Genomic DNA, 20164 nt, shown 5'->3' with positions numbered 1-20164 from the left:
CCTTCCTACCCCATCAACCCTTCCTACCCTATCAACTACTCCCTCCTCATCTCCCTCACCAACCGCGCATACTTCCCACCTTGCTGCATCAACGAATCATGGTTGCCCCGCTCAATAATCCGGCCCTCCTCCAACACCAAAATCAGGTCGGAATGCTTAATGGTACTCAGTCGGTGCGCCACCGCAATCACCGTGCGGGTTGAGAAAATATTTTCAATGGCTTTCTGAATGTACTGTTCCGTAATGGAATCCACCGCACTGGTAGCCTCATCCAGAATAATCAGCTCTTTATTGCCGCTAATGGCCCGGGCAAAGGAAATGAGCTGGCCCTGACCTTTGGAAAGATTATCACCATTGTCCTGAATCACGAAATCATATTTCCGGGAAGAGGCTGCACAAAGCGGTCGGCATACACAAAACGGGCCGCCTCTTCCACTTCGCGGGGACCAATACCCTCGCGTCCCAGACCAATATTGAAGCCAATGGTGTCATTGAAAAGGTAAATATCCTGCTGCATCACCGATACCGTTTGCCGAACCCGACGAAGGGGAACATCCCTTAACTCTTCCCCATTGATGGTGATAGAACCCCGGTAGCCCGAGTAGGCCTTGATGAGGAGTCGGATAATGGTCGATTTCCCCGAACCCGTAGTGCCCACCAGGGCAATACGGTCCCCCTTCTTCAAAGTAAAGGAAACTTCCTTCAATACATCGGGCTCCCCTTCCCCATAGCTAAAAGAAACATGATCAAAAACAATCTCCTGCAAAGCAATTGGTGCCACGTTGGTTTGCTCCACGCAATGAGCCGGTTCTTCCTCTTCCTGACCAAACAGGGCACTGATATGTTCCAGAGCCGACAAAGCTCTTTGTATGGTGGTAATCTGCTGGGCAAACTGTCGGACCGGAATAAACAAACGCCCCAGGGTGGTGACAAAAACAATGAGCACCCCTATGGTAAAATTCAGATTCCATATTTGCACAGCCCCATACCAAATGACCAAAGCAGTGGCAATGGAGGTAATGCCCTCCACAATAGAATACAGGGATGCATCATAAACGTTGGAACGGTTTTGTGCGTCACTGTAGGTTTTATTCAGGGCATCGTATTTTTTAAAGGCCGTCTCTTCAGCCGCATATAGCTGAATGGTTTTCATGCCGTAAATGGTCTCTTGCAGGTAGGCGGCTGATTTGGCCAGACTGGTTCTGGACTCATCAAAGGCTTTGCGTATTTTCTTCCGCAAATAGCGCATGACCACAACGATCAGAGGAACAACCAGTAAGAGCACCAGCGTTAATCCGGCGTTGAGATAAAACAAATAGCCCACCAATGCCAGTGTTTTGATGGTATCGGCCAGGAGACCAAGGATACCGGCGGCAAAGGATTCTGCAATGCTCTCCATATCACTCGTCAAGCGTGAAAGGGTAACGCCAATGGGATGCTTGTCGTAATACCGCATGGGAAAACGCAGCGTTTTCCCAAACAAATCACGCCGCATATCCACAATGGCCAGTCCCCCGGCCTTCGAAAAAGCATAACTATAAATCCCGTCAAACAAAAAATTAATCAACAAGACAGAAGCCAGCATAATGGTATAGAGCTTCAATCCGGAAACATCTCCCGGCAGAATAAAGTCATCAATAATGCGCTCTACCAGCCATAAAAAAGCAATGCCGGCCGTCGTTGTAATGGGAATGGAAGCCACACTAATGATCATCCATTTTTTATGCGGTACAAAGTACTTACCAAATTTTCTGATCAGCCACCAATCGTTGGCGCCCACTAACTTATTAATTCCAGCTACCTTCATTTGCGGCCTCCTTCCTGTACCTGCCATGTTTCGCGGTAAAATTCTGAGTCGCGCAACAATTCCTCATGCGTGCCTTTGGCCACCATTTGACCTTCTTCCAAAACAATGGTAAAATCAGTTCTTTCCAACACACTCATGCGGTTAGAAATGATGAGCAGACTACTCGCGACTTTGTTCTCAAACAACTGCCGGATCAGGAAGCGTTCGGTGTCACTGTCAACCGCTGAAAACACATCATCCAAAATCAACAACTGGCCAGGGGCGTAGAGGGCGCGGGCCAGACTGATACGTTGTTTTTGTCCACCCGACAGCATGATGCCTTTTTCACCCACCATGGTTTTTTCCTTTTTCGGAAAGCGTCCCAACTCGTCGGCCAGTGCACTGCGATAGACCACATTCTGCAGATGCTCCTCCTCAAGATTGAGTCCCGCACCAAAGGCGATGTTGTTCTCCACCGTGTCTGAAAAAAGGAAGACATCCTGACTCACTGTCCGGACGGCCGATCGTATATCATGTCCACGTAATTCAGAGGCATCCTTCTGGCCAAAATACAATGTGCCTGGTGGCACTTTCAGGTAGCCATTGAGACAATTGATGAGGGTGGTTTTGCCGGAGCCTAAGCGACCAGTGATGCCAATGACCTGACCGGGCCTTATGTCGAAAGAAATATGCTTCAAAGCGGGTCCTTCACCATTGTGATAAGTGAAATTCAGGTTTTTGACAGAAACGCCCTGATGGACCAGGCGGGACTTTTCCTCTGTCGGGAGGCCTGGCTTCAAATCATCGACCCCCTTACGGTCCATAATGGTTTGAATACTGCTGATGCCCACAAAGCCCTGTTGAAAGACGGTCAGCACCCAGCCCAGTCCCATTATCGGATGGGTGAGCAAAGCCGCATAGGCGATGTACTCGGTCAACTCACCAATGGTAAACTCACCGTTGATCACATAAAGGCCGCCCACAAACAGGACCACAATTTTCAGAATTTGCTCCATACTTCCCAGGAGGGGCATGACAAAAGAGCGTATCCATGAAATTTTCAGGGTATAATCAAACAGCGAAACGTTTTCTTTCTCCACCTGATTCTCGGCCCACTTATGAATGTTGTAGCTTTTGATGACGCCGTTTCCGGATAAAAAGGAAACGGTTTTGCCTGATAAACGTTGCAGGGCATCCATGCGCAGGTGGGTGTTTTTGACCATGACCACCATGCCGGTGCGCACAATGATGAAAATCACCACCAGGGGCACCATGCAATAAAGTGTTAATGTGGGCGACATCGCCCACATTTTATATGGGGTAACCGACAAGGAAAACAAAATGTTCCCAATTTGAAGAAGTCCGAATCCGGTAATCATGCGCACTCCGTTAATATCGTTGTTGATGCGCGATATGATAGAGCCGGCACTGTTGTCATCGTAATAGTCTTTCCCAAAAGAAGACAACTTCTGAAACATCTCCCCCTTCAATTTACGCTCAATGAGCCGTCCCGGTACAAAAAACAGAATGCGCGAAAAGGTACGCACGATTATCAGCACCAGAGCCAGTCCCAGAATAATCGCCACATATTGATAAAACTGATCCTCGTTACCTGCACGCCCCTGCGCAATAATATCAATACTTTTTTGAATGTATTCCGGTATCGTCACCGACGCCCAAATCGTCAACGCCAAAAAAACAACGCCCCCCGCGTACCACCATCTAAAACGGTGTGTGTAATAAAGTAAAAACTTTAATTTAGCCAACATCCCATCTCTTTATTTCAAAATTTTGACACTTAACCCAACCTACCCTATCAACCCCATCTCCCCTTCCTACCCCACCAACCCCATCAACCCTACCTACCTATCAACCTAATAACCTAATGACCTAATAACCTATCAACCTAAATACCTTTCTCCCCTTCCTACCCCATCAACCCAATCATCCCTTCCTACCTATCAACCTAAATACCTTTCTCCCCTTCCTACCCCATCAACCCAATCATCCCTTCCTACCCAATCAACCCCTTCCCATCCACTCTCCCGCCCCACCTACCATGGTAAAGCTCCAGCAAGCGGTCCGCCCTCGTTTGTCCCGAAGACAAAATTTCTTCCAAGGGTTGTAAATATTTCTGTTCAGAATCCATCCCCATTTCCCTTGCCCGGTGCGCCAAACCTTGATCGGACAGCTGCAACAGTTCCCGGGCCACATCCAACAAATTAGAAGATTTGTAACAAGCCTTCAGGCCCATTTTGGGGACTTCCGCTCTTAACCCGCAGAGGGTTTCCATGCCCAGTTCCATACCCAGTGAATGGGCGGCTGCCAGACTGTCCGCATGGTATAAAAGCCCGGTCCAAAAGGCCGCCAGAGCAGCTATCATGTGGGCCGAACCAGCATCGGCCCCCCGTAATTCAATAAACTTCTTTAGCCGGATATCCGGAAACACCGTCGAAACATGCACTTCCCAGTCGCCCATCGTCGGTTTAAAACGGTGCTGCCCTTTCATGAATTCCCTGAAAGTCATGCCATCTGCAGAATGGTATTGCCCCTGACGATGGATAAAATACATGGGCACGTCCAACAGAAACTCCGTCCACCGCTCAAAACCAAAACTTTTATCAAAGACAAAGGGCAAAAACCCGCAGCGATCGTTATCGGTGTGGTCCCAGACATGCGAGCGGTAGGTCAAATAGCCATTGGCTTGCCCCTCCGAAAAAGGCGAATTGGCGAACAAGGCCATCACTACCGGTTGAAAAGCCTGTGCCACCTGCATTTTTTGCACCATATCGGCTTCTGAGCTGTAATCCACATTCACCTGAATAGAGGCGGTGCGCGACATCATATCCAGTCCCAAATCCCCCTTGCCGGGCATCCAGGATTTCATAAAGCGGTAGCGCTCCTTAGGCATCCAGGGCATTTTTTCACGTGACCAGAAAGGATCAAAGCCCATGGGCAGATTGTAAAAACCCAGCTCCTGGCCCAATCTTTCCAACACTTCAAAATGCTGGCGCGTTTCGTCATAAGTCTGGTGCACCGTCCGGTGATTGGCACCTGAAAGCTCAAACTGTCCGCCCGGTTCCAGCGTTATGGTGGCCCCGTCTTTGGCCAGTGCAATGAGATGGCCCTCTTCCGTCATGGAGGCCCATCCGTCCCTTTGCATTTGCGACAGCACGTTTTGAATCCCCGGTTGGCCCATATAAGCCAAACGACTGAAATCTTTTCTGTTGTACAAAAACTGCTCATGCTCAGTGCCGATACCCCACTCCGCTTTGGGTTTAATGCCCAGGCGAAACCAATCTGTCAACTGTGATTTATCTGTTACCTCTGCCGATGTATCGGTATTATTCATTAAAGTAGATTCTAATAAGTATGGAAATAGGATGGCTTGAGCACTCAGTTTTTTGGAGCGCTGAGAATACAGTCCAGCACATATTTCTCCACATGTCGGTTTTCTCCAATATAGGGATAATTGTGCATGGACAACATGGCCGGCGCATTTAGCTCAACCACGATATAATGAACAGGAGAAGGCGTGGCTTCCAGATCATTGATAATGATATCCACCCCGGCAATTCTTAACCCGGCTGCTCCGGCAGCCTTCACAGCCACCTCCTTGTAAAAGTCCGGCATGGCATCGGTGACATCTATGCTGTCGCCCCCGGTACTCAAATTGGAGTTTTTGCGCAAATAGACCTTTTTGCCCTTTGGAATAATTGAATCGATGGTCAATGATTGTGCCTGCAAATGCCGCTGGACTTCTTCATCCACCCTTATTTTCAGTAAGGGATAACGGTAGTCGTCTCCGCGCCCCACATTTTTTTCCTCGATCAATTGCTGCACCGTCGATACACTGTCACCAATCACATTGGCCGGTTCACGAAAAGCGATGGCCCGCACATGCCCGTCAATGACCAAAAAGCGGAACTCCTTTCCGGGATAGTACTCTTCCACAATGACTTTGTCCGCGTAAAGAAAAGCCCTTTCAATGGCCGTGTGAAGCTGATCCTGGTTGACAATGGCCGTACTCACGCCAATACCGTGGTCGGTATTGGCAGGTTTCACCACCAGGGGATAATCGGGCATCCGGGAAAAATCCCTTGCTTCCGCTTTTTGCAAAATCAGCCCTTTGGCATAATGAACCCCTTTCCGCTCCAGAAATTGCTTGGTCATCCATTTATCATTGGAAATCCAAAAAGCAATCAGACTATTACCATCGGATATGGTCCCTTCATGTATGATGTATTCCCGATTGTTCCATGTAACAACCAGGAGATTATTGTCCGCATCAATCACCTCAAAAGGCAAATCACGCCTCAAAATTTCTGCGATGATGATTTGTGTGGTGGCCTCAAAATTTTCATACCCTTTTAATGGGGTATAACTAAAAGATGGCTGTGGCATATGAATCATTTTCTTATATAATCGGAAGTAAAACGAGCCAGGCAGGGTATTTGTTCCCGCTTCCTGCAAAAGTAACCAGAATATGGGAAAAGGGGAACAAAAAAGCCGGCAATGCCGGCTTTTTTTATATTTGGGGATCTGTTAACCTTTATTCCAACTCCAAAGCCACCACCGACAAGGGAGGCATGGTCACTTCCAAAACATTCTTGGAAAATTTGTATTGAGAAAAGTCTTTTGGGCTCACCACATCGGCATCATCAAAAGTATTCACTGAATTGAATTCAGGTGCGGTAAGCACGGTACCATTGTTCACCTTTTTGACCTCTCCACTGCTTAAATCCACCGTTACTTTGATGGATTTATGCGGATTCGTATTGCTTAGATTCACATTCACTTTACCATCCTTCTGTGAGGCAGTGCCTGAAATGGCAGGAATGACATCCGTACCAAAACTGTAGTTTTCAGATGACAATTCCACAGGAATGCTAACGGCGTCCTGGTGACCGGCATACATTCTGAACACATGATACGTCGGCGTCAGAATCATTTTATCTTCCTCGGTAAGAATCATCGCTTGCAAAACATTCACCACCTGAGCAATGTTGGCCATTTGCACCCGGTCGGCATGCTTATGAAAAATATCGAAGGTGGTGGCAGCAATTAAAGCATCCCGCATGGAGTTCTGCTGATACAAAAAGCCCGGATTGGTGCCCGGCTCAGCATCCGTCCAAATGCCCCACTCATCCACCAACATACCCACTCTTTTCTCCGGATCGTACTTATCCATCATCTCTGAATGCTTGGTAATGATCTCATCCATGCGCAAACCCTGCTTCAGGCCTTTGATATACAAGCCCTCATCAAAGCCGGTAGCGGCAGATTTTGAGCCCCAATTACCAGTGGCAATGGTATAATAGTGAACGGATAAGGCATCCATGTTGCGACCGGCGTTTTTCATCAGCACATCGGTCCACCGGTAGTCATCCCCATTGGCACCACAACCCACACGTTCAAATTTCCCCTTGCCGTACTGACGGGCATACAAGGAATACTGACGCAAAAGGTCCGAATAATATTCAGGCGTCATATCACCACCGCAGCCCCAACTTTCATTACCAATACCCAAAAATTTAACATCCCAGGGTTTCTCACGGCCATTTTCACGCCGCCAATTGGCCATGGGCACATCACTGTCGGCCGTCATATATTCAATCCACTCCACCATCTCCTTCACCGTTCCGCTGCCCACGTTGGCCGAAATATAGGGATCCGCCCCAATGATCTCACACAAATTCAAAAATTCATGGGTTCCAAAACTATTGTCCTCAATAACGCCGCCCCAAAACACATTTTCAATATTGGGACGATCCTGAACCGGCCCTACACCATCTTTCCAGTGGTAAGTATCGGCAAAACACCCACCGGGCCACCGCAATACGGGAATCTGCAACTCCTTTAAGGCCTCCAGAACATCTTGCCGGTAACCGTTGACATTGGCCATGTCAGAATCCGGACCCACCCAGATACCGTCATAGATACAACGACCTAAATGTTCGGCAAACTGTCCGTAGATGTTTTTATTAATTACCTGATTGGCCTCAGCAAAATCAAGTTTCATGCTGTTTTCCTGTCCGTTTACTGCTACACCAAGCAGTATAAACAGACCGGTCATCAAACCTAAACCTTTTTTCATAGTTCTTAAATTTAGTACAAAGTGGCTGTTAATAATAAAAGTAATTCTAACCTTAAAATTAGGTAAACAGCGCATATTGACCAAGCGAAAAAATAAAATAACACCCCTATCCTCCAAATAAACCAATTTTTCCACCTAAAAGGAGGGATGCAAAAAAACCGTTCAAAGCCTGTTTAAGAAACAGGCTTTGAACGGTTTTAAAGATACACCCTCTGTTCAATTGGCCTCAGCATTAAAACAGAATAATGACCTAAACTATTTTCCCAAATAGCTACTTTTTCCAGAGCGATTCCAGCTCTTCGAGCGTCCGTCCTTTTGTTTCGGGAACCATTTTCCAGACAAACAAGGCCGACAAAATACTCATCAAACCATAGAATCCATAAGTCATTCCACCACTAAACTCCATCATGGCCGGATAGGTTGATGAAATAAAGTAGTTGGCCGTCCATTGAGCAGCCACCGCAATCGCAACAGCTCTTCCACGGATCTTATTAGGGAATATCTCAGATATCAAGACCCAGCAAATGGGTCCCCATGACATCATAAAGGAAGCGGTATAGACAATGATAAAAACCAGGGTCCAGATACCAATGATGTTAAAAAACGACAGCGCAGAAATGGCAAACATACCAACGGCCATGCCAATTGATCCGATTATCAAGAGGGGTTTACGACCGAGCTTATCGACGGTCATGATGGCCAAAACCGTAAATATCACATTGATCAAACCCATTACAACGGTTTGCATCATGGAGGCATCTTTACCGGCTCCCATACTTTCAAAAATACGGGGCGCATAATAAAGCGCTACGTTAATTCCGACAAATTGCTGGAATACCGACAATAGAATACCAATAATGATCACCAGCTTACCATAAGAAAACAATTTTCCCGAATGGTGCTCCACGGTGGATCTGATATCCCTCAAAATATCACGCGCCACATCCGCGCCGTTGATTTTTGTCAGGACGTTAAGAGCCTCATCATGACGGTTGGTGAGGGTCAGATACCTGGGTGTTTCAGGTACAAAAAACAATAATATACCAAAGATGGCTGCGGGAATGGCTTCTGAGAAGAACATCCGTCGCCATCCAATGGTGTTAATCCACTCAATACTCTGCCCATTGGCAATGCCCCAGTTCACGAAATAAACCACCAACATACCAAAAATGATGGCAAACTGGTTGAGCGAAACCAGGCGTCCCCGAATATTGGCCGGAGCGATCTCTCCAATGTAAACGGGACTTATGGCCGAAGCCATACCAACACCAATTCCACCAATGACCCGGTAAAAATTAAACATCATTAACAGGGAGATGCTTACTTCACCTTCAGAAAAGAACAGGAACTCGGGATACCCTGACCCCAAAGCTGAAATAAAGAACAGAAACGCCGCTATCATCAGGGATTTTTTTCGACCTATCCGCGAGGAAAAAATCCCGGAAAGTGCTCCCCCGATAATACAGCCAATGAGCGCGCTGGAGGTCGTGGCGCCATGAATAAAGGTACTTAAACCCTGACTGTCGATGAGAAAGGCCTGAATGGATTTCTCCGCCCCTGAGATAACAGCCGTGTCATAACCAAAAAGCAAACCGCCCAGCGTGGCAACAAGCGTTAAGCCGGTGACGTACAGCTTATTTTGACCATTTTTCATTAAAATATTTTTTTGATTAAAATTAAATAACCCAGTCAACAACAGCAGGTTGTTCCTCGGGTAACATCAATAAAAGTGACAAGGGGAATGTAACTTTTGAAAAAAGGTTGTCGAACCACCCGCGGGTTTTACGACAACCTAAAAATAATCAATTAAATGAAACACATCCCGAAACTTCAAGACAAAATAGATCCAAGTGATAAAATGGAAAACGCATCATATTTCGGGATGTTTGTTTTTCAGAGTATTTTAAATATACAAGTTAATCAACTGCTCGTAAAGTTCTTGCTTGCCACTGAGCATTTTGGGCTCACCATTGGCAGCAGCAATGTTTCTCAGGTCGGCCAGCGACAATTTACCAGCCTCAAATTCAGCACCTTTACCATTATCGAAAGAAGCATAACGCTCTATGCGCATTTTCTTGTAATCCGACTCGTTCAGAATCTTATCGGCAATCACCAATGAACGGGCAAAAACATCCATTCCGGCAATATGCGCAATAAAGATATCGTCCAGATCGGTTGAATTACGCCGGGTTTTGGCATCAAAATTAATACCACCGGTCTTAAATCCGCCAGCCTCCAGGATCACCAACATGGCTTCCACCGTTTCATAAATATTGATCGGAAACTGGTCGGTATCCCATCCATTCTGGTAGTCACCGCGGTTGGCATCAATGGATCCCAGGAGTCCGGCATCCGCAGCTACCTGCAGTTCGTGCTGGAAAGTATGGCTGGCCAAAGTCGCATGATTCACTTCAATGTTCAGACGGAAATCTTTTTCGAGACCATACTGACGCAGAAAACCAATAACCGTAGCTGTATCAAAATCGTACTGATGCTTAGTGGGTTCCATGGGTTTGGGTTCAATATAGAAAGCACCTTTAAAACCCTGACTGCGGGCATAATCACGAGCCATGGAAAGGAAGCGACCCAAATGTTCCTGCTCACGCTTCATGTTGGTGTTCAAAAGACTCATATAGCCTTCGCGTCCACCCCAAAAGGTGTAACCTTCTCCGCCTAAAGCAATGGTGGCATCAATGGCGTTTTTCACCTGAGCACCGGCATGGGCCACCGCATTGAAATCAGGATTGGTAGCAGCCCCATTCATGTAACGCGGGTTGCTGAAAACATTGGCTGTACCCCAAAGCAACTTCACACCTGAGTCTTGCTGCTTGGCTTTGGCATAATCAACAATGGCCTGAAGATTCTTCTCGTACTCGGCCACAGAAGATCCTTCGCTCACCAAATCAATATCGTGAAAACAGTAATAAGGCACACCTAACTTCGTGATAAATTCAAATGCGGCATCCATTTTATTCTTGGCAGCCGATACGGCATCTGCTCCCTGGTTCCAGGGAAAGGTTTTGGTACCGGGACCAAAAGGGTCACCACCTTCACCGCAGAATGTATGCCAATAAGACACCGCAAAACGCATGTGCTCTTTCATGGTTTTTCCGGCCACCACCTGATCGGGGTTGTACCATTTAAAGGCCATCGGGTTCTTTGACTCTTTGCCTTCGTACTTGATTTCTCCTATACCGGGGAAATACTCCTTGCTTCCTAATGTTAAACTCATAACGATCTTATTAACGGATTAAAACTTTAAATTATTTTTCCAACTATTATACACTTCATTTACAGCGACCTTGTCGCCATCGGGTTCAATGGTCTCCAGACAAGTCAGTCGCTCAAAGGCTTCTGCAGCATTTTTATAAAGACCGGCGCCCAAAGCTGCGCCCCGGGCAGCACCCAAGGCACCATCCGTATCATATAGTTCAATGCGGGCATCCAGCACATTGGCCATGGTTTGCCGAAACAGGGGACTTAAAAACATATTGGCTTTACCGGCACGCACCACCTTGGCTTTTATACCCATTTCACCCATGATGTCAACGCCATAGCGGAAGCTATAGGCGATCCCCTCCTGCGCAGCACGCAGCATGTGCGACTGGTTGTGGATATTGAAGCTTATACCTTTGAAACCGCCTCCTGGATTGGCATTTCCCAAAACGCGTTCGGCACCGTTACCAAAGGGATAAACCAATAGGCCCTTAGCCCCTACAGGTGCCTTCATGGCCACTTCATTCATGGCCGCATAATCGAGATGGGCAGCCACATTCTTACGCAACCAGGAATTGAGAATGCCGGTTCCGTTGATGCACAACAGAACCCCCAAGCGTTTTTGCTCCTGGCTGTGGTTCACATGGGCGAAGGTGTTAACGCGCGATTGCTCATCCCGGGCCAGGGTGTCATTGACACCATATACAACTCCTGAAGTTCCGGCTGTTGCCGCCACTTCACCAGGTTCCAGCACATTTAAGGAGAAAGCGTTGTTGGGTTGATCACCGGCGCGATAGCTCACTGGGATGCCGGCAGGCAAACCCAATTCACTCGCTACCTGCTCGCTCACCTGCGATTGCTCAGAAAAAGTATCCACTATTTCCGGAATCAAATCTTTGGCAAAACCAAAGTAATCAAAGAGTTCTTCAGCAATGCTTGCTTTCTTAAAATCCCACATGATGCCTTCGGTCAAGCCACTCACAGTCGTCTGCATCCTGCCAGTCAACTTATAGGCCATGTAATCGCCCGGCAACATAATTTTATGAATACGGGCAAACAATTCGGGCTCATTGTCTTTTACCCATTTAAGTTTAGAGGCCGTAAAATTTCCCGGAGAATTAAGGCAGTTGGACAAACAGTATTCCGCTCCTAAATCATTAAAAGCCTGATCACCAATTTCAACGGCGCGACTGTCGCACCAGATGATGGATGGACGAACCACTTCTCCCTTATTGTCCAAAGCCACCAAACCGTGCATCTGGTAGGAGATGCCAATGGCTTTAATTTGATCCTTGGGCGCAGCTGAACGAGCCAGTACATCTTTCAAGGCACTTTTCATATTGTTCCACCACTGGCCCGGATCCTGTTCGGCCCAGCCGGTCTTAATGGCCGTTATCGCCATCTCTTCAGACGGATAGAAGGCAGAGGCAGCGCAACTGCCATCCGACAAATTCAAGAGACTGACTTTAACGGACGAGCTACCTACGTCGATTCCTAATGTGTACATAATTAAATAGTCTGTTCTGTTCTGTTTAAATAGCAAATATTTTTATAACGATTCTCTGATCAAAACTTTTGTGGGCACACAAATCTGCATGGAAATATCGCCGGAGACAAACTCCGCAGCCTTGCTGCCCATTAACTGAAAATCGGTTGTAATAACAGTGATGCCTTTATAAATAAACTTTTTCATCGGTGTTTCATTATAGGAAATGATTCCTGCATCGGTCCCGGGTTCCAGTTTCTTTTCCCGGCACTGCTCCAAAAAATGTCCCAACATGCGGTCGCTCACACTAAAATAAGCCATTCCCGATCGAACCTCAAACTGCGACGGTTTAGTAACTACACTGTGTTTAATATGGTTATGCTTACAAAACTTCTCAAAATATTGAACCGACTCAATCGGGTGATTGGTATAATCCGGATAAAGAAAAACCATCTCTTTGTACTTCTCCAGAAGGTGTTTAACCGATTCCAATCCATCATAAACCGACTGGCCAAAATCCTGATAAAGTAAATTATTACCAGGTTTAGAGTAAATATTCCAGTCAATCACCAGCAACTTATCGGAAGGAATCAGGGCGAGGACAGCATCCATTTCTTCATGATCAAAGGGCATGACCACGTAGCGGTGATACTTACCAATGCTCTCCTCTATCTGGCGTTTGAAGACTTCCGGATTGTAATGGTGAAAATGGACATCTGCCAGCACGTTGTTGGGTAAATTCTTGGTAAAGGCATCGTAAAGCACCTCCTTATAAGCTTTAAAAGTATCCAGGAACAAGAAAACCCGACGGATTTCACGTGCCACAAAATAACCTTTATTGGGCACCGAATCAATCACTCCCTGCTCCTTCAGGATGGTATAAGCCTTGAACACGGTATCCCTGCTCAACTTATAATCTTTACAAATTTGATTAACAGACGGCAAATGATCCCCCACACTCAATCGGTTTTCCGAAATAGCATGATTCACAGAATCAATCAATTGCCGGAACTTAGGAACATTTCCTTCATCGTTGATCTGAAATTTAAAAGTGCTTTTTTTGGACGTCATAGTGTTCTGGTCTGTTACGGTCAAAGATATGTTTTTTTAAAATACCTTGTATCCCTTCAAACCTTTTTTTTAAAAACCAGGCAAAAAATATTGGTCCACCTAACCCGATAAATCATAAAAAAATATAAATAGCGGGATATGACCAGCCATGGTAGAGGTTTCTAATTATAAGTTATTACTTTTGCACTCTGATTTTTCCGAAACAGACCACACTCCCGGTCATGGTATCTAATCAATTCGGAAATGACAATCAGATGGCGAGACCGGGCTTTCAGACAGGAAAAGAGACTACCTGCCTGGTTTTAATAATATGGGGTCACTGTAACAAACAAGGGTTACAGACCTTTAATTCTTTTTATTTTACATGCAAACATTTTCTGAAACCGGGCTTAAGCCCGAGATTCTTGAATCCATTGAAAAAATCGGATTCATTAAGCCTACACCTATTCAAGCAGAAACCATTCCTTTTCTATTAAATTCTGAAGAAGACCTGGTTGCAATGGCACAAACCGGAACAGGTAAAACAGCCGCATTTGGCCTGCCCGTTCTGCACAAAATGGATTTGAACGCCAAAGGCGTACAAGCCATTGTTCTATGCCCAACGCGTGAACTGTGTCTTCAAATCACCGCTGACCTTAACACTTATGCAAACAACTTACCTGTTTCGGTGGTTCCTGTATATGGAGGCGCACCCATTCACAACCAAATCATCGCCATTCGAAAAAAATGCGACATTGTGGTTGGCACCCCCGGACGGGTCAACGACCTGATCCGCAGAGACAAACTGGATCTTTCTTCCATCCGCTTTTTAATTCTGGATGAAGCAGACGAAATGCTGAAAATGGGTTTTAAGGAAGAGATGGATGCCATTATGGGCGAAACGCCGGACACCAAGCAGACGCTGCTGTTTTCGGCCACCATGCCTCCCGACATCAACCGGATGGCAGGTAAACATATGAATAAGCCTAAGACCATTTCTGTGAGTCGTCAGAATATTTCCAACGACGACATCAGCCATGAGTTTGTGGTAACATCCCCCCAGAACAGTTACCAGGCTTTACGCAGAATTGCTGACATAACCCCTGATATTTACGGTATTGTATTTTGCCGTACCCGTCAGGAAACAAAAGACATCGCTGACAAACTGATGAACGACGGCTACAATGCAGATGCATTGCATGGCGACCTTTCTCAGGCCCAACGTGATTATGTTATGGGACGTTTCCGCAACAACAAGCTTCAAATTTTGGTAGCTACCGATGTGGCGGCGCGCGGACTGGATGTGGATGACCTCACACATGTGATCCATTATCATTTTCCGGATGATCCGGAAAACTACATTCACCGGAGTGGCAGAACCGGCCGTGCCGGTAAAAAAGGTATTTCTATCGCCATTTTAGCGCCTTCAGAGACGCGACGTCTGGGCTTTTTAGAAAAACAGACCGGCAAGAAACTGACCAAGCGTCAAATCCCTACCGGAAACGAGGTCTTTGAACTGCGACTGAAAAATCATTTAAAAGGCGTGGCAGCAGCAGACACGAATCAGTTCGACCTGCAGCAGTATGCTCCAACCATTGAAGCTGAATTACAGGACTTGTCACGTGAGGAAATCATTGAAAAGTTCATTGCTGCGCAATTCAACCGTCTGCATAAGGACTACAGCCAATCTGCCGATTTGAATGTCACCGCTGCCGACCGTAAATCACGCACAGAAAGAAGTCCCCGAACAGGTGGAAGCGCACGTGGTGATAAATTTGCCCGTTATTCGATCAACATTGGTGCCAAAAACAATTTACGTCCGGATGTTCTGATCAGCATCATTAACCGCCAGACACCGGATCGGAAAATTGCCATCGGGAAAATTGATATTCAAAGTAAGGTATCCTATTTTGAAGCTGAAAGTTCGCATGAACGGCATTTAATTCAGGCTTTCAAAAAGGCCCGGTTTAAAGGTCAGTCGCTGATGGTTCAGTCAATGGACGGTGAGCGTGGAGGAGAGCGTGGCGGATCCCCGGCCAGACGGACATATGCCAGACATAAGAGAAATTAAGGTATAGAGAATAAAGGTTCCAATAAATCAACAGCCCGTCAGGTACCCACTACCTGACGGGCTGTTTCATTAAACCAAACCTAACCCTAAACTCTGAGAAAACTAAGATATATATTGCAATTAACATGCCATAAAACCACCTAGGAACCTCCCATAAAAAAAAGAGGCTAAAACCGGGGGATGCACTACCCGTTTAAGCCTCTTTTCTTCCTAAACCTAATTAACCTAACCTAAACCTATGAAAAAACCTCCGTTCTTTCTATACAAATATATGACTGAAAACAGGATAGCGCCAGCAAATACTGTTATAAAAAGTTAAAACCCGCAAATAAAAACCTTCATCCACCGGAGGGCGCCATTCAGGCCAAGCTCCCGGGCTAAAAGTGCAGGCGGAACGCAATGCTCAAATTCTCCCTGGCCTGTATTTTACTTGATTCACTTTCAAAATACCTGAAATTCGTAACAATGCGCGTGGTCAAAAAGACATTAATTTTCATGTCCAGAATAATATCCCACTCGGCCTGTACCTTATCCTCTTTCTCAAAATAATCATAAAAAACGTTCATCGCGGAGGAAAGTTTGATGTCCTTGGTGATGTCCCATTTGATATTGTTCTGTAAGGATCCCCCCATGAAAAACATGGATTTCTTATCCTCAGGAATACTGTATCTGGTCTGATCGATGGTCGCCGTATCCAACACCATGGTGACCCTGCTGGTCAAAGGCGATAACATCAGTGTAAAATTCTTGGTTTTGTAATCCATACCTGCGGCCAACGACCAAAAGGCAGGTGCCATAAACGCAGAAATGGGCGTTTCCTTGTCCACATCTTTGCTGCTGTAACCCTGAAAAAACTGGGTTCTAAAATTGAACAGCAAACTGTAGTACCACTTTTTACTGGCATTCACCCCATATTTACTGGAAATTTCTATTAAGTCGTCATTGATGCGCGATTTGCTTCCATCACTATCAATGAATCCGACTTTATGAATCAGATTGTTCTCCCATTGGGTATTTTCATCTTTATAAACCGCAGAAAACCGTAAATCACTTAACAGGGCTAATGACTGCTGTCCCCCCTTTACCCAATTCTTTAAATAAGCCTGAGAAAACTGAACATGCTCCGTTCCCGAAAACACCCAGGGTCTTTTGGCCATATCCACCTTTTCCAAACGCCCTGGCCGATTGATCTCCCTGGCATTAAAGAGGTGTTCTATACTTCGGGAACTGGTATTGCGGGACAAGCGACTGGCCTCTCCAAAGACTTGTGGCGGATCGGGCAATTCATACCAATCGTACTGAACCACAGAAGGGCTTGTATGATACAATTGCCTCATAAAGCGTTCCCTCGAAAAGCCCTCCTTCATCATTTGAGCATGAAGCGTATCGGCCCGCCCGGGATGCTTTAAAAAATTCTGATACCGGTCGAAGGGCGTCTTCTCCACTTCCGAATCAAAATCCATTAAATCCGGCACCGGCGGACTCTTATAAATATTTGGCAGGGCATGGGCCCAATAGCCGCCCGGCTTATGAAGGGCATATTCTAAGTGATAAACATTTAGTGGTCGCTGTTGCAGATGGGAAACAATATGAGCTCTGGAAACATTAACATCTAAAACCTCGGCTCCTGCCAAAAAAGGAGTTGAATAAAAAGGAATTCGGGCGCCTTTTAATTTCTTCATTTCGTTTTGGCGCCTGACCTCTTCCAACATCTGATCGTGCAACCATTCGGCCCCCATGGGTTCAAACCACCACTCCGGTAAAACATAATCCGGAAAATACCTGTCCACCGCAGTCTGTCCATTACTGCTTTGGACCACCCCAAAAAACAACAAAAATCCTAAGATCGTCTTAATTCTCATCCGAATAAGTTAATTGAACAAAACAAGCGCTGCAAAACTAGCTGAAATTAACGACATAAAAAATTAAGGACTAAAAGTGCAAGCCCTAAATGGCCGACTTCTCCATGGTCGAATTCCTTACAAAAAAACTGCCAATTCTTCTTCTATCTCCAAAAAAATTCCGTTGTTTTGTAAAAATGAAGGACCTCACATCGGGAACAGAAGCCGGACTTATTTTCAAATTTGCATTACCATTGGTGATTGGGAATCTGTTACAGCAATTCTATAACATCATTGACAGCATCATTGTTGGAAATTATCTGGGAACCGAAGCTTTAGCTGCGGTGGGGGCCTCTTTTCCCATCTTTTACACGCTCATTGCCTTCATCATTGGCATTGGCAGTGGCGCCACCATTGTCATCAGTCAATACTTTGGGGGGCGCGATTATGCCCGCGTCAAGCAAGCCATTGGCACCATTTACCTGTTCATGTTTGGAGCCGGCATTGCGCTCACCGCCATCGGCATCTTCTTTAGCCGCGAAATTTTCACCCTGCTAAATATCGGAGAGGATGTAATGCCCCATGCTCTGGCCTATTTCAATGTGTATATGATTGGAATGGTGAGCTTTTTTGGGTTCAACGGGACATCCTCCATTTTAAGGGGCCTGGGCGACAGTCGCACCCCGCTACTTTTTTTAGCCATTGCCACGGTGGCCAATATCGGACTTGATCTGCTTTTTATTATTGTCTTTAAATGGGGAGTGGCCGGTGCTGCCTGGGCGACGGTGATGGCGCAGACCGGGGCTTTTGTCACGGCCATTTTTTATTTAAACCGGCGCGACCACCTGATCCATTTTAGTGTGAAAACCATCACATTTGACCCATACACTTTCTGGCAAAGTGTGAAAATTGGCTTACCTACCGGATTTCAACAGACCTTTGTCGCCTTAGGGATGTTGGCCCTCATTCGCATCATCAATAACTTTGACACAGTTACACTGGCCGCCTACACCGCAGCCAGTCGCATAGATGCCCTGGCAGCTATGCCGGCCATGAATCTGGCTTCGGCACTGTCGGCCTTTGTGGGTCAAAATCTGGGCGCCAACAAAATCGATCGCATACGCAAAGGTGTTTGGGCCACCCTGAAAATGGCCTGGGCCATTAGTCTGGCCGTCATGCTGATCGTTATACTTTGGGGAAACAACATGATGGCGCTTTTCAGCGGTGATCCGGAGGTGATCCGACAAGGACACGAATATTTAATCATTGTCAGCTCCTTTTACATTGTCTTCTCATCCATGTTTGTGATGCACGGCATGCTGCGTGGAGCCGGAGACACCCTGGTTCCCATGTTTATAACCCTGATATCACTTTGGATCATACGCATACCCATTGCCTGGTACTTATCGGGACAAATTGGAGAAACCGGCATTTGGTGGAGCATTCCTTCCGGATGGTTCATTGGACTAATCGGCACCTGGCTGTATTATAAAAGTGGCCATTGGAAAAAGAAGGGCATTGTGAAATACTAAAGGGGGCAGTTCAAAGTGGTTACTCAGAATACTTCAACAACCTCACCGCCTCTTTAAAAGCTTTAATGTGGGGGATGACGGCAAAACCTTCCGGCAAGGCCGGATTATTTTCCTTTACCTGGTAGCCCGAGATCCAGAAAGGAACATCTGGAAACAATTCCTGGTATCGAAGCAACAAAATTTCCAAGTCCTCTTTCTCAATGGCCGAAATAAAAGAGGTCATAAACATATCCGCCGGTCGCAACTGATGGATCAATTGCAGATCATTCATAGGCACGCCCGAGCCCAGATAAATCACTTCCAAACCTTCTTTACGGGCAATCAAATTATAGAAAAGCAGGGAAATTTCATGTTGCTCATGCTCGGCCAAAAAGAGAATAATGCGCGGGCCGTTGTGCACAGGCGATTGCATTTCATTGTCAATGGCCACAAACAATTTTTGACGAATGAGATTCGACATAAAATGCTCCTGGGCAGGATTAATGGTCCCTGCTTGCCACAGCACGCCTATTCGCTCCAAAAAAGGAAAGAGAATCGTCTCAACCGAAGTTTCAAAACCAAACTTAATAATGGCACCAGATAAGGCATTGAGGAATTTGGTTTCGTCCAATTCCAACATGGCCACCATAAGATTCTCAATTTGCACATTACTGCTGCGTCCGTCAATAGAAAGATCCAGCACACGGTTTTTGATTTCTGCATCTGAAAAACCGGCAATGTGCGAAATTTTAATGCCGTTATGGTTTAATATTGAAATATTCAACAAGCGCTTTAAATCACAATCCGAATAATACCTGATATTGGTATCGGTTCGTTGGGGTTCGATCAGTTTGTACCGTCGCTCCCACATACGAATGGTATGCGCTTTAATGCCAGAAATCTTTTCTAAATCTTTTATTGAATACTTACCCATGGTGTGTTGATTGCCTATTATATCAAATGAATAAACCATGCAAGCCTTGGTTTTGTTCAAATTATGCCTGCAAAAATAAAACAGTATCGGATAACAGCCTCATTTCAGGAAGAAAAAATCTTCACTTCCTGTAAACAACTTCAGGAAGTGAAGATTTCAAGCCTAAATACTA

General features: G+C 45.9%; 14 protein-coding genes. 2 read left to right on the top strand and 12 right to left on the bottom strand.

The features are described from left to right. Positions 1-35 precede the first annotated feature (35 nt). From JCM15548_RS24080 to JCM15548_RS12930, 10 genes are all read right to left on the bottom strand, one after another. Positions 36-368, bottom strand: a complete 333-nt coding sequence (locus JCM15548_RS24080) for an ATP-binding cassette domain-containing protein (protein ID WP_227625794.1) — start codon at positions 366-368, stop codon at positions 36-38. Further along, positions 365-1807, bottom strand: coding sequence for an ABC transporter ATP-binding protein (locus JCM15548_RS12970; protein ID WP_227625793.1), 1443 nt, complete (start codon positions 1805-1807; stop codon positions 365-367). The genes JCM15548_RS24080 and JCM15548_RS12970 overlap by 4 nt, the downstream gene beginning before the upstream one ends. Then, positions 1804-3555 carry an ABC transporter ATP-binding protein gene (locus JCM15548_RS12965; RefSeq protein WP_062126088.1) on the bottom strand — a complete coding sequence of 584 codons (1752 nt, stop codon included), beginning with the start codon at positions 3553-3555 and terminating at the stop codon, positions 1804-1806. The genes JCM15548_RS12970 and JCM15548_RS12965 overlap by 4 nt, the downstream gene beginning before the upstream one ends. A gap of 245 nt (positions 3556-3800) precedes the next feature. Beyond that, a complete protein-coding gene (locus tag JCM15548_RS12960) occupies positions 3801-5138 on the bottom strand; it encodes a glutamate--cysteine ligase (RefSeq protein WP_062126085.1) in 1338 nt (445 codons plus the stop codon). A gap of 44 nt (positions 5139-5182) precedes the next feature. Continuing rightward, positions 5183-6190, bottom strand: coding sequence for a glutamate ligase (locus JCM15548_RS12955; protein WP_227625792.1), 1008 nt, complete (start codon positions 6188-6190; stop codon positions 5183-5185). A gap of 148 nt (positions 6191-6338) precedes the next feature. Continuing rightward, entirely contained in the window at positions 6339-7883 is a 1545-nt protein-coding gene (locus tag JCM15548_RS12950; protein WP_083985135.1) for an alpha-N-arabinofuranosidase, read from the bottom strand. 271 nt (positions 7884-8154) lie between these two features. Next, positions 8155-9537 (bottom strand): D-xylose transporter XylE, encoded by a 1383-nt coding sequence (gene xylE, locus JCM15548_RS12945; RefSeq protein ID WP_062126079.1) that lies wholly within the window; start codon positions 9535-9537, stop codon positions 8155-8157. A 249-nt stretch (positions 9538-9786) separates the two neighbouring features. Further along, a complete protein-coding gene (xylA, locus tag JCM15548_RS12940) occupies positions 9787-11115 on the bottom strand; it encodes a xylose isomerase (protein WP_062126076.1) in 1329 nt (442 codons plus the stop codon). Between the two features lie 18 nt (positions 11116-11133). Next, positions 11134-12606: a xylulokinase gene (locus tag JCM15548_RS12935; protein ID WP_173427662.1), complete on the bottom strand. Its 1473-nt coding sequence runs from the start codon at positions 12604-12606 to the stop codon at positions 11134-11136. Between the two features lie 42 nt (positions 12607-12648). After that, a complete protein-coding gene (locus tag JCM15548_RS12930) occupies positions 12649-13680 on the bottom strand; it encodes a GntR family transcriptional regulator (RefSeq protein ID WP_227625791.1) in 1032 nt (343 codons plus the stop codon). A 340-nt stretch (positions 13681-14020) separates the two neighbouring features. Between JCM15548_RS12930 and JCM15548_RS12925 the strand changes: the two genes are divergently transcribed. Continuing rightward, the gene (locus JCM15548_RS12925; protein ID WP_083985133.1) at positions 14021-15706 is read left to right on the top strand and encodes a DEAD/DEAH box helicase; all 1686 of its coding nucleotides are present in this window, start codon (positions 14021-14023) and stop codon (positions 15704-15706) included. A 377-nt stretch (positions 15707-16083) separates the two neighbouring features. Here the strand turns inward: JCM15548_RS12925 and JCM15548_RS12920 are convergent, their stop codons facing one another. Further along, entirely contained in the window at positions 16084-17568 is a 1485-nt protein-coding gene (locus JCM15548_RS12920; RefSeq protein ID WP_062126070.1) for a DUF3078 domain-containing protein, read from the bottom strand. Positions 17569-17744: 176 nt separating this feature from the next. Between JCM15548_RS12920 and JCM15548_RS12915 the strand changes: the two genes are divergently transcribed. Beyond that, positions 17745-19079 (top strand): MATE family efflux transporter, encoded by a 1335-nt coding sequence (locus JCM15548_RS12915; protein WP_062126067.1) that lies wholly within the window; start codon positions 17745-17747, stop codon positions 19077-19079. 19 nt (positions 19080-19098) lie between these two features. On the opposite strand, the gene JCM15548_RS12910 is transcribed toward JCM15548_RS12915, so the two are convergent. Beyond that, positions 19099-20031: a MerR family transcriptional regulator gene (locus JCM15548_RS12910; RefSeq protein WP_227625790.1), complete on the bottom strand. Its 933-nt coding sequence runs from the start codon at positions 20029-20031 to the stop codon at positions 19099-19101. Between the last annotated feature and the right edge of the window lie 133 nt (positions 20032-20164).

This window comes from Geofilum rubicundum JCM 15548 (assembly GCF_000974365.1).
Classification (GTDB): Bacteria; Bacteroidota; Bacteroidia; order Bacteroidales; family Marinilabiliaceae; genus Geofilum; species Geofilum rubicundum.
The sequence above is the reverse complement of the archived record's forward strand: the minus strand, read 5'-3'. Positions and strand labels throughout refer to the sequence as shown.